Origin of the sequence: Paenarthrobacter sp. AT5, assembly GCF_032764245.1 — a bacterium.
Classification (GTDB): domain Bacteria; phylum Actinomycetota; class Actinomycetes; order Actinomycetales; family Micrococcaceae; genus Arthrobacter; species Arthrobacter ureafaciens.
Genome location: NZ_CP136441.1, coordinates 47,458 through 60,555, shown reverse-complemented (window position 1 = coordinate 60,555; position 13,098 = coordinate 47,458). Strand labels below are relative to the sequence as shown.

Annotated in this window: 12 protein-coding genes; 5 read left to right on the top strand and 7 right to left on the bottom strand. The window is 63.9% G+C overall.

Annotated features, from left to right (window positions below; translation table 11 throughout):
- Nucleotides 1-32: 32 nt before the first annotated feature.
- The gene (locus tag RI444_RS00280) at nucleotides 33-854 is read right to left on the bottom strand and encodes an alpha/beta hydrolase (protein ID WP_179013056.1); all 822 of its coding nucleotides are present in this window, start codon (nucleotides 852-854) and stop codon (nucleotides 33-35) included.
- A 111-nt stretch (nucleotides 855-965) separates the two neighbouring features.
- Between RI444_RS00280 and RI444_RS00275 the strand changes: the two genes are divergently transcribed.
- The 3 genes from RI444_RS00275 (at nucleotide 966) to RI444_RS00265 (ending at nucleotide 5,003) form a co-directional block, all read left to right on the top strand.
- Nucleotides 966-2,072, top strand: coding sequence for a GTP pyrophosphokinase family protein (locus tag RI444_RS00275; protein ID WP_193592392.1), 1,107 nt, complete (start codon nucleotides 966-968; stop codon nucleotides 2,070-2,072).
- Between the two features lie 6 nt (nucleotides 2,073-2,078).
- Nucleotides 2,079-3,575: a SulP family inorganic anion transporter gene (locus tag RI444_RS00270; RefSeq protein WP_207605291.1), complete on the top strand. Its 1,497-nt coding sequence runs from the start codon at nucleotides 2,079-2,081 to the stop codon at nucleotides 3,573-3,575.
- A gap of 174 nt (nucleotides 3,576-3,749) precedes the next feature.
- On the top strand, nucleotides 3,750-5,003 hold the full coding sequence (locus RI444_RS00265) for a D-arabinono-1,4-lactone oxidase (RefSeq protein ID WP_179013051.1): 1,254 nt from the start codon (nucleotides 3,750-3,752) through the stop codon (nucleotides 5,001-5,003).
- Nucleotides 5,004-5,020: 17 nt separating this feature from the next.
- Here the strand turns inward: RI444_RS00265 and RI444_RS00260 are convergent, their stop codons facing one another.
- From RI444_RS00260 to RI444_RS00245, 4 genes are read right to left on the bottom strand one after another with little or no spacing between them, the layout of a single operon-like run.
- Complete coding sequence (locus RI444_RS00260; RefSeq protein WP_207605292.1) at nucleotides 5,021-6,778, bottom strand: acetyl/propionyl/methylcrotonyl-CoA carboxylase subunit alpha; 1,758 nt, start codon at nucleotides 6,776-6,778, stop codon at nucleotides 5,021-5,023.
- Between the two features lie 7 nt (nucleotides 6,779-6,785).
- Nucleotides 6,786-8,435 carry a 5-oxoprolinase/urea amidolyase family protein gene (locus RI444_RS00255; protein WP_069696661.1) on the bottom strand — a complete coding sequence of 550 codons (1,650 nt, stop codon included), beginning with the start codon at nucleotides 8,433-8,435 and terminating at the stop codon, nucleotides 6,786-6,788.
- Nucleotides 8,436-8,453: 18 nt separating this feature from the next.
- Complete coding sequence (locus RI444_RS00250; RefSeq protein ID WP_062094420.1) at nucleotides 8,454-9,791, bottom strand: MFS transporter; 1,338 nt, start codon at nucleotides 9,789-9,791, stop codon at nucleotides 8,454-8,456.
- 36 nt (nucleotides 9,792-9,827) lie between these two features.
- A complete protein-coding gene (locus RI444_RS00245) occupies nucleotides 9,828-10,586 on the bottom strand; it encodes a LamB/YcsF family protein (RefSeq protein WP_082694602.1) in 759 nt (252 codons plus the stop codon).
- Between the two features lie 108 nt (nucleotides 10,587-10,694).
- Here RI444_RS00245 and RI444_RS00240 point away from each other — a divergent pair, with 108 nt between their 5' ends.
- Nucleotides 10,695-11,393 carry a GntR family transcriptional regulator gene (locus RI444_RS00240; RefSeq protein ID WP_207605293.1) on the top strand — a complete coding sequence of 233 codons (699 nt, stop codon included), beginning with the start codon at nucleotides 10,695-10,697 and terminating at the stop codon, nucleotides 11,391-11,393.
- A gap of 1 nt (nucleotide 11,394) precedes the next feature.
- Here the strand turns inward: RI444_RS00240 and RI444_RS00235 are convergent, their stop codons facing one another.
- A complete protein-coding gene (locus RI444_RS00235; protein ID WP_069696608.1) occupies nucleotides 11,395-12,114 on the bottom strand; it encodes a LysR family transcriptional regulator substrate-binding protein in 720 nt (239 codons plus the stop codon).
- A gap of 33 nt (nucleotides 12,115-12,147) precedes the next feature.
- Between RI444_RS00235 and RI444_RS00230 the strand changes: the two genes are divergently transcribed.
- Nucleotides 12,148-12,594: a DUF5997 family protein gene (locus RI444_RS00230; protein WP_062094416.1), complete on the top strand. Its 447-nt coding sequence runs from the start codon at nucleotides 12,148-12,150 to the stop codon at nucleotides 12,592-12,594.
- Between the two features lie 47 nt (nucleotides 12,595-12,641).
- On the opposite strand, the gene RI444_RS00225 is transcribed toward RI444_RS00230, so the two are convergent.
- Complete coding sequence (locus RI444_RS00225) at nucleotides 12,642-13,022, bottom strand: VOC family protein (RefSeq protein ID WP_031216767.1); 381 nt, start codon at nucleotides 13,020-13,022, stop codon at nucleotides 12,642-12,644.
- Nucleotides 13,023-13,098: the final 76 nt, after the last annotated feature.

The window sequence follows — 13,098 nt, the reverse complement described above, 5'->3', positions numbered from 1 at the left end:
CTCTGCCAGAGGACGTTGGGCTGAACCAGCGGTCAGGAGAGCAGGCGCTGGACCAGTTCGCGGCACTTCTTGTAGGCCACGGCCTTCGGGTCGATGAGGTCGAAGTGGTCCCCCGGAACCCTCAGGAGTTGTGCCGAGCCACCGGATGCGTTGCTTGCTGCGACGTAGGCCTCGGACTGGCTCGCCGGAACATCCTCATCATTCATGGCGTGAACGGCATATACGGGAACGTCGATCGGGAGGGACGTCATGGGGTCTGCGTATTTATGCCGTTTGGGGTATCTTGCCGAATCTCCGCCCATCAGGTTGCAGACCGCGCCGTTGCTGAGGTTCAGGCGTTCGGCCGCTGCAAGGTTCAGGAGACCGGACTGGCTCACGACGCCGGTCAGGTGCACGGCTTCTTCTTCCGGTCCGCGCTCCAGCTGCCGATCGGCGTCGGGCGTTCCGATGGAGGACAACCGGCCACGGCCGGCGGCCCATACCGCAAGGTGCCCGCCGGCGGAGTGGCCCAGTGCCACCACCTTGCCGAGCTGGAGGTCATGGTTGCCGGCGATCTGTGCCAGATAGTCGATGCCGGCAAGGATGTCTTCGAAGGTATGCGGCCAGCCGCCGCCGTTCCCGGCCCTCCGGTATTCAAGGTTCCAGGCGGTGATGCCATGGGCCGCGAGGTCGCGGGCAAGAGGTTCACCCAGCTCTGCGCCGTACTGGGAGCGCCAATAGCCGCCATGGATCACGACGGCGACACCTCCCGCCACGGCCGCCGGGCCCCGGTGGTTTCCGTTGTGTGGTTCAGGTATGAAGAGTTCGCCCCACTGACTGGGGTGTTCGCCGTAGCTGTACTTGTGCCGCAACATTGCGCCCTCCTTTGTATCGAGCCTATCGCGAGCGGCCGCCGGTTTGGCTAGCAGCAGTTCGACGGCGGGGCGTCCGGCTTCGCTGTCAGGGCCGCACCGTAAGCTGGAACCATGGCAAGCAACTGGGACAGCTTGGACCTCGATCAGCGCAAAGCGGTGGAGGCCAACGTCCAACTTTACGAGCGGGTGCGCCCTGCACTTAAGCGTGTTACCCGTGACGTTTTGCTGACCCTTAGGGACTTGCTCAACGACGCCGAGGTGACGCCGTTGTTCGTTACCGGCCGCACCAAGACCGTCGATTCGTTCCGCGAGAAGATCTCCCGGACAGAGGAACCCCTGGAGCCGGGTGGCCCCCGCGTGCTCAAGTTCCCGGATCCGTTCCGGACGCTGAATGACATGGTCGGCATCCGGGTCATCACCAAACTGCCCGCAGAGAACGCCGCGGTAGCCAACATCATCAAGCGCCAACGCCAGCTCTTCGATTGCCGCGGGGACCGGGAAAAGGACATCGGCTCCATCGAGTCCGGAACGTACGGCTATTCCAGCAGGCACCTCATTTTGCGGACCATCCAGAACGAGACCGTGAAGGAGTACCAGCAGGTCTTCAATCCGGATCTGCCCGCCAACGGCAGCTACTTCTTCGAATGCCAGATCCGCACGGTGTTCGCCCATGCGTGGAGCGAGATCGAACACGACATCCGCTTCAAGGCGGAGGACCCCCGGGCCTGGACCCCGCACTTCGACCGTCAATTCACCGCCACGGCCGCCATGCTGGAAACCGTGGAGACCGCGTTCGCAGATCTCCACGAGCGGTATGAGGAAGTTCGTGGCTACTGGGACCTCGAAGGCGAGGGTGCCTCGCCGCTCACTCCCAACCGTGTACGTGACGTCTGGCGTACCCTGCTGCCGCACGTAGACCGTAAAGTAGATGACGACTGGGGATGGGCCGCCGAACTCCTTGCAGCCCACGGACTCACCAAGACCGTGGAACTCGCCGGGCTGCTCAGCGCCAACCGGATTACCGAGGTCCGCAAGGCCTTGGACCACCGCTACTCCCCCGGCCCGGACCGCCTCTTGGACGACCTTCTGCTGTGGCAGTACGGGACCGAACACATTGATCTCACCGCTGAGGCGCCCGACGTCGTTCCGCACCCGCGGCGCGACAGCCTCCTGCGGCGTCTTAAGCAGATTGAGCGCTACCGCCAGACTGCACTTTAAGGACTCATGACTCCGGAGCAACTCATGTCCCTGCGGGCGACTTTCCGCTCGCCCCGCCGTCTCTTGACCGAATCCTTGGCCGGGTTGGTCGTGGCATTGGCGCTCATTCCGGAAGCAATTGCGTTCTCGGTGATCGCCGGGGTGGACCCTCGAATCGGGTTGTTCGCGTCCTTCACCATGGGTGTGGTCACGGCAATCGTCGGTGGACGCCCGGCCATGATCTCGGCTGCGACCGGCGCCGTTGCACTGGTCATTGCACCGGTCATGAAGGAACACGGCCTCGACTACCTGATTGCCACCATCATCCTGGCGGGGGTCTTCCAGATCATTCTCGCTGCCCTGGGCGTCACGCGGCTCATGCGGTTCATCCCGCGATCCGTGATGATCGGCTTCGTCAACGCCTTGGCCATCCTGGTGTTCATGTCCCAGATGCCCGAACTCTTCGGGGTGCCTTGGATGGTCTATCCGATCGTCGCCGTCGGGTTGTTGATCGTGTTCGGCCTGCCTCGCCTGACAACTGCAGTACCCGCGCCCTTGGTGGCCATCGTCCTCATTACGCTGGTCACGGCCCTCGGAAACATCGACGTTCCCACTGTGAGCGACAAGGGCGAGTTGCCGGACAGCCTGCCGGGGTTCTTCCTGCCCAACGTGCCCTTGACCATGGAGACCTTCCAAATCATCGCGCCGTTCTCCTTGTCCATGGCGCTGGTCGGTCTGCTTGAGTCGCTCATGACGGCCAAGCTGGTTGATGACATCACTGATACGCGGTCCAATAAGACCCGGGTCTCCTGGGGGCAGGGAGCAGCGAACATCGTAACGGGCTTCCTGGGCGGTCTGGGTGGTTGCGCCGTCATTGGGCAGACCATGATCAATGTCAAGGGATCCGGCGCCAGGACACGGCTGTCCACGTTCCTGGCCGGCGTCTTCCTGCTGGTCCTGGTGGTGGTCCTTGGCGACGTCGTGGGGATGATTCCCATGGCGGCGCTCGTGGCAGTGATGATCTTCGTTTCGCTGATTACCTTCGACTGGCACTCCATCCGCCCATCCACCTTGAGGCGCCTGCCCAAGTCTGAGACCGCCGTCATGCTCCTCACTGTTGCTGCCGTTGTGGCCACCCATAACCTGGCAGTGGGTGTCGGCGTCGGCGTCTTGACCGCCATGGTGCTGTTCGCCCGGCGGGTGGCCCACTTCGCCACGGTGGAGCGGACGGAACTGGAGCTCAACGGCGGGACTGTTGCGACCTACACAGTGGACGGTGAACTCTTCTTCGCCTCATCCAATGACCTGTACACCCAGTTCGACTACGCAAAAGATTCGGCAGAAGGCATAGATCGCGTGGTGATCGATCTGCACAACTCGCATTTGTGGGACGCGTCCACCATTGCCGTGCTGGATTCCGTCACCGAAAAGTACCGGAACCATGGTCGCGAGGTGGAGTTCATCGGCCTCAACGAGGCGAGCATCCGGATGCGCGAGCGTCTGGCAGGCAAGCTCAACGGCTAGTCCCGCCCAACTAAGTCGCAGCTGAGCGCATTCTGGCCCCTGTAAACGCGCACAAATGCGACCCACTTGGGAGCCGAGGGGGCCGTCCCACCGGAATGGACTCCCCTTGACGGCACCTTTGTGAGCGCAAACAATCGACGGAGTGAGTTCGCTAAAGCAGAGGAAGATCAAACCATGAAGAACTGGGCCGGAAACCTCCAGTACTCGTCCGCAGCCGTGCACCGCCCGTCTTCGGTAAGCGAGGTCCAAGAGCTCGTGGCCAATGCCTCGCGGGTCAAGGCACTTGGGTCCCGGCATTCGTTCAACACGGTGGCCGATACCAGTGGCACCCATATTCTGCTGGATGCGCTCCCCCAGGAGATCACGCTTTCCGAGGACCGGAAGACGGTCAAGGTGAGCGGCGGCATCAGCTACGGCGCCCTGTGCCGGGCGATTGAAGAGCAGGGCTATGCCATCCACAACCTTGCCTCCCTGCCCCACATCTCAGTAGCCGGAGCTATCCAGACGGGCACGCACGGCAGCGGCGTCAAGAACCCGTCCCTGGCTGAAGCGGTGGTGAGTTTGGACGTGGTCCGAGCTTCCGGCGAACTGGTGACGCTCACCCGGGATGACCCTGAATTCGCTGCAACAGTAGTCGGGCTGGGGGCGATGGGAATCGTCACGGGCCTTGAGTTGGCAGTCCGCCCGAGCTTCGGGATGCGGCAGCGCGTGCTCACGGGGCTGCCTTGGGACCGGGCGCTGACGGATTTCGAAACCATCGCATCAAGCGCCTACAGCGTCAGCTTCTTCACCGACTACACCGGAGACTCGATCCCGCAGGTTTGGTTGAAGGCGCTGGGAACCGAAACTGCGCTGCCTGATCTTTTTGGCGCCACGGCTGCCCCGGCCGCGCTTCATCCCCTGCCGGGAATGTCCGCGGAGAACTGCACCATCCAGCTGGACGAGCCCGGCAAATGGCTGGACCGCTTGCCCCACTTCCGCCACGAGTTCACGCCAAGCAACGGGGAAGAACTGCAAAGCGAGTTCATCCTCCCGTTGACGGACGCCCCTGCGGCCCTCCAGGCCGTTCGTGCCTTGGCGGACAAGCTTGCTCCGCTCCTCTTTGTTTCCGAAATCCGTACCATTGCGGCGGACGAGTTCTGGCTCAGCCCCTTCTACCAACAGCAAAGCGTTGCCCTGCACTTCACGTGGAAGCCGCTCCAGGACGAAGTCGAAGCTTTCCTTCCCGAGCTCGAACGCAGCTTGCAGCCGTTCGGTTCCCGCCCCCACTGGGGCAAGCTCTTCACGCCGTCGCTTTACGACTTCGCTGCGCTGTACCCGAGGTTCGAGGACTTCCGCGCCCTGGTGGAGGCCAATGACCCTCAGGGCAAGTTCCGGAATGGCCTCTTGGACAGCGTGCTGGGCGTGGCCGCTCCCGCAGGCAAGTAGCCAACCGCGGGAACGAACTACTCGATGTGAGCCAGGACCGCACCCGTGGCGACTACTCCACCCGGAGCCGAGAGGACTTCGGTGAGTGTGCCTGCCCGGTGTGCGGAGACCTGGGTCTCCATCTTCATGGCTTCCAGCACCACCAGGGGATCGCCCTCGGCTACTTCGTCACCGGGTTCGGCCAACCACTTGACCACTGTGCCGGACATCGCAGCTACCAGTGCAGACCCGGCGGGTGCTTCCCCGGTGACAGAACCCGGCGTATCGGCCAGTCCCGATACCGGAGGCAGACCCTGTCCGGAACGGGCCCAGCCCTCAAGAAGGTCTGCCGGGAGGCCCACAGCGAGTCGCTTTCCGTCAACATCCACGGTGATGGTCCGACGCTCACCGTTGAAGGCAACCACGGAGTAATCCGGATCGTTGGGAATCCGGTCCGCGAAGTCGGTCTCAATCCAACGGGTGTGGACGCGCAGGGCATCCGCTGCAACAAAGTCTTGGGCTTCAAGGACTGCCCGGTGGAACGGCACAACGGTAGGGAGACCCACGATCTTCAGTTCCGCGAGGGCACGGCGAGCCCGGCGCAGGGCTTGCTGGCGGTCAGCACCCGTGACGATCAACTTGGCCAGGAGGGAATCGAACTGCGGAGCCACAACTGACCCTGCGCGCACGCCCGAGTCCCACCGGATGCCCGGCCCGGCCGGAATTTCAAGGGACGCGACGGTACCCGGCGACGGGAGGAATCCCCGGCCCACGTCTTCGGCGTTGATGCGGAACTCGAAGGAATGGCCACGGGCGGAAGGGTCCTCAGTGATGCTTAGCGGCAAGCCTGAGGCAATACGGAACTGTTCCTGGACAAGGTCCACACCGGCGGTCTCCTCGGTGACAGGGTGCTCCACTTGCAGCCGGGTGTTTACTTCGAGGAAGGCCACAGCGCCTCCTGCGGACACCAGGAACTCCACGGTTCCGGCGCCGTAATACCCGGCCTCGCGGACGATCGCCTTTGAGGCCTCGTAGATTTGGTGCCGCTGTTCTCCGCTCAGGTACGGAGCGGGTGCCTCTTCAACCAGCTTCTGGTGCCGGCGCTGCAACGAACAATCCCGGGTTCCCGCCACAACCACGTTCCCGTGCTTGTCGGCGATGATCTGCGCCTCCACGTGCCGCGGCCGGTCGAGATACTGCTCCACAAAGCATTCGCCGCGACCGAACGCCACCACGGCTTCACGGACGGCAGAGTCGAACGCTTCCTCGACCTCGGCCAGCTCACGGACCACCTTCAGTCCGCGACCGCCACCACCAAAAGCAGCCTTGATGGCGATCGGCAGGCCATGCGCCTCGGCAAAGGCACGGGCCTCGGCAGCCGAAGCCACCGGGCCATCGCTTCCCGCAACCAGGGGCGCACCGGCCCGGACGGCGATCTCCCTGGCCGTGATCTTGTTGCCAAGCTGGCGGATGGACTCCGGCGAGGGTCCCACCCATTCAAGTCCCGCATCGATGACCGCCTGCGCGAAGTCGGCATTCTCGGACAGGAAGCCGTAGCCGGGATGGACGGCGTCCGCTCCCGACTTGGCGGCCACATCCAGCAGTTTGCCGATGTTGAGGTAGGTGTCGGCCGGGCTGTTCCCGCCCAAGCTGTACGCCTCATCAGCAAGGGCGACGTGCATCGCGTCGGCGTCAATGGCCGCATAGACGGCGACGGAAGAGATGCCTGCATCGTCACAGGCTCGGGCCACGCGGACGGCGATTTCGCCGCGGTTGGCAATCAGGACCTTACGCATTAAAAACTCACTTCTCCGGGGTTTGGAAGTCTGGTGAATCCGGGACCAGCCGGAAACGGATTTTCCCGCCGACCGGGACTTGGGCGGCGCGGTCAAGGTGCTCGTCGCGCACTACGCCGATCACCGGGTAGCCGCCCGTAATGGGATGATCCGCGAGGAACAGCACAGGCAGGCCTGCGGGAGGTATTTGGAGCGCTCCGGCCATGGTCCCTTCGCTGGGGAGTTCGCCGTCGCGGGTTCGCACCAAGGGCTGCCCGTCCAAGCGCATTCCCACACGGTTGGACTGCGGCGTGACCACCCAATCCTGGCTTGCCAGCGAGTCCAGGGCCGACTGGTCGAACCAATCTGCGCGGGGTCCGGGCACCACATCCAGCACGGTCACGGTCTCCGCACCTGGAAAGTCAGGCTGCAGTTCGGGACTGCCCACCGCGGTGGAAACAGTGTCACTGCCGGCCCGCAGTTCCTTGCCGACCGTCAAAGGCGCCGGCCCGATTCCGGACATCGTGTCAGCAGAGCGGCTGCCCAGGACCGCCGGAACATCTATGCCGCCACGGATCGCCACGTAGTTCCGGAATCCGGATTCAGGCACTCCAAGGCTGAGGACTTCACCATCGAGCAGTGCGAACGGTGCGGCCATGCCGACGGTTCGCGTCGCGCCTGGCTGTGGACCGCCGTCGTGATTCACTGAGTCAACCCACGACGGCGACTGGACGCTGAGCGTCGTCGGCGCACCGGTCACCGCAATCACCTGATCGCCGATGGCCTCGATGGAAAGTCCACCGCCCACTGACTCAATGGCGGCTGCCGTCGACGCGTTGCCTACCAGGCGATTGGCGCGACGGATGGAAGCGCGGTCCAGGGCTCCCGCAGCCGAAACTCCCAGAGGGCCATGGCCTCTGCGGCCCAGGTCCTCGATGAGGCTTTGGACTCCCGGGCTGACGATGCGCAGACCGGATTCAGTGTGGTGCTCCGAATCGGATTCGGGCTCATGGGCCGAGGCGGTGACAACTTCCCGGACAGCCCGGTACTGCACACGGTCGCCCGGGCGCACCAAGGCGGGCTTGGGACGTTCCAGATCCCACATGCGGGCTCCCGTGCGGCCGATCAGTTGCCACCCACCCGGGGAACGGCGGGGATAGACAGCGGAGTACTCCCCGCCGAGGGCCACTGACCCGGCCGGAACAGCCGTCCGGGGGGTGGCCCGTCGGGGAACCGTCAAGGCATTGTTCTCGCCCACCATGTAGCCGAATCCAGGCGCGAACCCGGCGAAGGCGACCGTCCAGGTCTGGCCTGTGTGCGCAGCCACCACACCGTCCACGCTCAGGCCGGTGAGTTCCGCGACGTCAGCCAGGTCCTCGCCGTCGTACACCGTCTCGATCACTACCAACCCGGAGTCGGTGACGTCCGGAGCTGTCAGTTCGAGCTGCAGGAGCCGGGCGCCGATGGCCCGTGTCGCGGAGGCTGACTCGCCAACCACCATGACCGTTTCCGCAGCTGCCAGCACGTCCACTTGGCCGGGAAGCGGCTTCCTGTTGAGCAGGTCCTGCAAGGCCAGTACCTCGGCAAGGCCGTCCAACTCCGCGAGCACGGCGCGCGTGCCTACCGGCCTCACGGCGCGGACCTTCTTGCTGGTTACGGTTTCCATCACGGTATCCATCATGTGCTTCGCAGCCGATTAGGCGTGCGAACCCTCCAGGAGGCGGGCTTCCTCTTCCGGCTTGGGATCACGGCCCAGGAGCATGCCGACGATCGTGACGATGGCTGTCAGCAGGAGGTAACCGGCAATCAGCCACCAGCCGCCGGACGCTGCCCCGTACAGGGCCGTGAAGATGAGCGGTGCGACGGCTCCACCGACGACCCCGGCCAGCGTGTAGGCCAGGGAGCTGCCGGCATAGCGCAGGCGGGCGGGGAACTGTTCGGTGATGAAGGCGGCCTGCGGACCGTACATGAAGGCGTGGAGTGCCAGGCCGATCACGACGCCGATAGTCAGCATCACTACCGACTTGCCTTGGATCATCAGGAAGAAAAGCGGAATGAAAACGGCGGTAGCTGCGGCCGTCACGCCGTAGACCAATCGACGGTTGATGCGGTCGGTCACTGCCCCGGCAAGCGGGATGAGGAACAACTGGAACGCAGAACCGATGAGAATGGCGGCGAGGACGTTGCCGGTGGTCATGCCCAGTTCTTTGGTTGCGTAAACAGCCACGAAGACGGTGAAGAGCGCATACAGAACGTCCGGGCATACGCGGGAAAGCGCTGCGGAGACCAAGGCCTTGGGCTCGGTGGTGAAGACTTCCTTGATGGGAGCCTTGGGACGCTCACCGTGGGCCTGGATTGCCTTGAAGACAGGGGTTTCTTCCAGCTTGAGGCGGATAATCAGGCCGAAGGCCACCAGAAGCGCCGACGCCAGGAAGGCTACGCGCCAGCCCCAGGACAGGAATGCCTCGTTGCTCAACGTTGCGGCCAGGACGGCAAGCACGCCGTTGGCCAGGAGGTTACCGGCCGGCGGACCGATCTGGGCGGCGGAGGACCAGAATCCGCGTTTGTTCGGGTCACCGAATTCGCTGGAAAGCAACACGGCGCCGCCCCACTCACCACCGACGCCGATGCCCTGGGCCAGGCGGAGGAGCACCAGAATAGTCGGTGCGGCCACGCCGATCACGGAGTAATCCGGCAGGGCGCCGATCAGGACAGTCGCGATGCCGATCAGCACCAGGGTGAAGACCAGGACGTATTTACGCCCGACCTTGTCCCCCAGGCGCCCGAAGACGACGCCGCCGATGGGGCGTGCCAGATAGCCCACGGCAAAGGCCGAGAAGGACAGGAGCAGTGCAACGAACTCATCCCCTGCCGGGAAGAAGATCTTGGGGAACACGAGTGCGGACGCTACCGAGTAGATCGCAAAGTCGTAGTACTCGAGCGACGTGCCGGTGAGGCTGGCGACGTACGCCTTGAGGGCGCCGGCCGGTGGCTTCCTTGTCACGGCCTTGGCTGCCTTGTTGGTGCTGGTCATGGTTTCCTCCGGAGGGGATGAAGAGGGGCTTGATGGCTAGAGGAACGAGCCGATGCTGACACCGGCGTCGATCAGTGCGGACTTCACTTCAGTGGCCATGGCAACGGCCCCGGGTGAGTCTCCATGGACGCAGATGCTCTCTGCGCGGATGGTGAGGACGGAACCATCAATGGTCCGTACGGATTGTTCGGTGGCCATACGCAGGACGTGTTCGGCCACCTCTACGGGATCATGCAGCACGGCGCCGGGTTGCGAGCGGGAAACCAGCGTGCCGTCCGGGTTGTAAGCGCGGTCGGCGAAAGCTTCAGAGACGGCGCGCAGTCCGGCTTCCTCGGCCAGGCGCAGGACCTCCGATCCCGGCAGGCCGAGTATCGGCAGGTTGGGGTCCACCGACTTGACGGCCTCCACTACGGCGCGGGCCTGCGCCGTGTGCTTCACGATGGTGTTGTAAAGCCCGCCATGCGGCTTCACGTATTCAACGCGACCGCCTGAGACAGCGGCCAGCGCCTGCAGCGCACCGATCTGGTACACGACGTCGTCCGCGAGTTCCTTGGGGTCGATGTCCAGGAAACGGCGGCCGAAACCTGCAAGGTCGCGGTAGCCCACGTGGGCGCCGATGACGACGCCGGCCTCCACCGCCTTCTCGCACGTGGCGCGAATGACGCCGGGGTCACCGGCGTGGAATCCACACGCAACGTTGGCACTGGAGACGGACCGGAAGATGGCTTCATCGTCACCAAGCGTCCAGCGTCCGAAGGCTTCTCCGACGTCGCTGTTCAGGTCAATGATTGCCATGCTGTGATCCCTGCCTCGTGATGTGCGTTACATCAAGAATGCACCAGATCGCTGGATTGTTCAACAATCCAGCGATCCTAATTTTCGGCAATCGTGTAATTTTGGTCTATGGCCGGAGCAGAGCAGCAAACGAATGAGCACCCCGGCCTGGACAGTGCCCGCGCACGGGTCCGGATGCGGGTACCGTCCGTCGCGGAGCGCGTGGCCGAAGAACTCCGCTACCAATTGGCTGAGGGCTTCCTGGTTCCGGGAGCGAAACTGACCGAGGCAACCGTTGCCGAAGACCTCGGCGTCTCCCGCAACACTGTCCGTGAGGCCTTCGCCGAACTGGCCAGTGAACGCCTGCTCATCCGGCAGCCCAACCGTGGGGTTTATGTGGCGACGCTGGAGCCTGGGGACATCCATGACGTTTACACAGTCCGCCGCGCGATCGAAGTCAGTTCAATCCGTGCGGGCGGTTCACCCGAGCGCATAGCTGCCGTCAGGGCCGCCGTCGAAGAGGGAAAGCGCGCGGCAGCTGCGAATGACAACGACGGCCTGGGGAGCGCCAACCAGCATTTCCACGGAGCGATCGTGGCCCTGGCCGAAAGCGCCCGCCTGAACGCGATCATGAAGCAGGTGCTCGCAGAGATGCGGCTGTACTTCCACAAGGCAACAGTCGACGCGAATTTCTACAGCGACTGGCTCGAGGAAAACGAGAAAATCTGTTCAGCCCTGGAGCACAGCGACCTGGAAAAAGCCGGCGATCTCCTGCTTGCCTACCTCAACCGCTCGGAACAGCAGCAGGCATCAGTCCACGGCCAGTAGATCAGCGCTTCCCCTTCTTGCGTGAACCCCTGCCCCGGCCCTTATCCGGATTGGGTGCGTAGCGCTGCGCAACGGCCGGTTTCTTCCCGGCCGAAGACCCGCGACGATCGGGCTTGGGAGCTTTCTTGGGCTTTTCCTTCTGCGCCGACGGCTGCCGCGAGCTTTGCGCCGTCCGGCCCCTCACGATGCCAATGAACTCCTCGACCTCTTCACTGTCAGTACCCGCAAGCCAGGCGAGACCGATCTGCGTGCCCGGAGCTCCGGAGAGCCGTCGACTCACCGTTTGCTTGTTGTTCAAGTGCCTGGCCACGGGCATGGGAAGGATCACCAAGCCGACCCCTGACGCCACCACCTGGAGGGCCATCTCCGGCCCGCCCATCTCAGCGACGTCGAGGAAGTTCTCCTCTGAAAGGTCCTCCAGCGCGACCTCCTCGAACACCGAGATTTCGTGGCCTTTCGGCGCCACTACCGCTTGCTGCTCCTCATACAGGGGAATGAGGTTCAGGCCTTCCCGGTCCACGGGCAGGCGAACAAAGCTCAGATCCGCTGAACCGTCACGCAGCACCGAAAGCTGGGTTTCGTCGTCGGACATGAACGAGTGCAGCGGGACGTGCGGCATCCGCTCTTCCCACCGCCGGATCCACTTGCCCGGTGTCACTCCCGCCACATAGGCGAATCGGAGCTCTTTGGTTTCGGGGGACTCTTCTTCAGGGGCTGGCACACACTCACAGTACCGGCCAGATACCCTTGAAGCATGACTCCCAAGAACTCCCAGACCATGAAGCCGGCAACAGCTGCCAAGAAACTCGGCATCTACCTGCCCGCTGCACCCCAGGAGTTCCAGGACTCGCCCGTCACGCGCGAGGCATACGCCGAACTCCAGGCCAACCCGCCCGAGTGGCTTGCCGAACTCCGCCGCAACGGACCGCACCCGCGGCCGGTTGTTGCGCAGAAACTCAACGTCTCCATCAGCGGCCTCACCCGCGGCGGCATCACCGAACCGCTGACGACGGCGGAAATCGCCGAGCTGCTCCAGTCCCCGCCTCAGTGGCTGGTAGTCGAGCGTGCAACCCACGCCGCCGTGCGCGCCGAAACGCTGCGCGTCAAGGAAGAGAAGCGAAAGAAAGCGGCCACCAAGGAAGCCCGGGAGAATGCTGCCGCCAAACGCGAAGCTCCCAAGGGAACCAAGCGCAACTCGTAGCACCAAGCAATGGCCGGGACTCCAGCGTCCCGGCCATTGCTGTGCAACTAGTCCTGATGCAGCTGCACGAAGTTCCCGCAGCCGTCGTCGAACACTGCACTGATACCGGATGGATCCTCGGCAGGCTCGCCCTTGAACACCACGCCGGCGGCCAACAGACGCTCGTACTCGGCCCGGACGTCGGGCACCCCCAGCACCACAGCCGGCATCCCGGCGTCGTACACGGCATTCATGTAGTTGGCACCGATCGGGTTGTCGCTGGGTTCCAGCAGGAGGCCCGTTGCGGTGTCATCAGCGCCGGGGTTCTTGATGATGAACAGGTTGTATTCGGGCATCGCCATGAGGGTGTCGAAGCCGAGTGTCCCGGTGTAGAACGCGTGGGCAGTGGCGGGATCTTTGACGTGGATGCTGCACATTTTCAGTCTCATGGGCCAAGGCTACGCGCCAGGTCTGACACTAGGAACGGCGGCCCCGGGACTCGGGTCATTGCCCCCGCACCCGTAC